General features: G+C 40.8%; 1 pseudogene. It reads right to left on the bottom strand.

The annotated features are described in order from the left end of the window. Window positions 1-255: pseudogene (locus tag V6E90_RS21720) on the bottom strand (EndoU domain-containing protein); the annotation flags it as partial.

A 255-nucleotide genomic window follows, 5' to 3' on the forward strand; every position in this document is an offset into this window, starting at 1 on the left:
GTATCTCCTACTGTATTCACAGTAGCTATTGTTTTACCTGTGTCTATGAGGTCTCCTGGGATTTGTTTTACCCCTTCATAGATTGCCTTCGCTGTACCTTGCGGATCATTTTTCAGAGCATCATATAACTCTTTGGGTACATTAGGTAAATTCTTCAAATCATTAACAAACTTAGTGACCGCTTGATCCTTACCTTTCTGATAGGCTGCTTGCTGTGCGACATCTAAGTCTTTATATTGCTGACGGCATTCCGCT

This window comes from Acinetobacter sp. ESBL14 (genome assembly GCF_036668815.1).
Taxonomy (GTDB): Bacteria; Pseudomonadota; Gammaproteobacteria; order Pseudomonadales; family Moraxellaceae; genus Acinetobacter; species Acinetobacter gyllenbergii.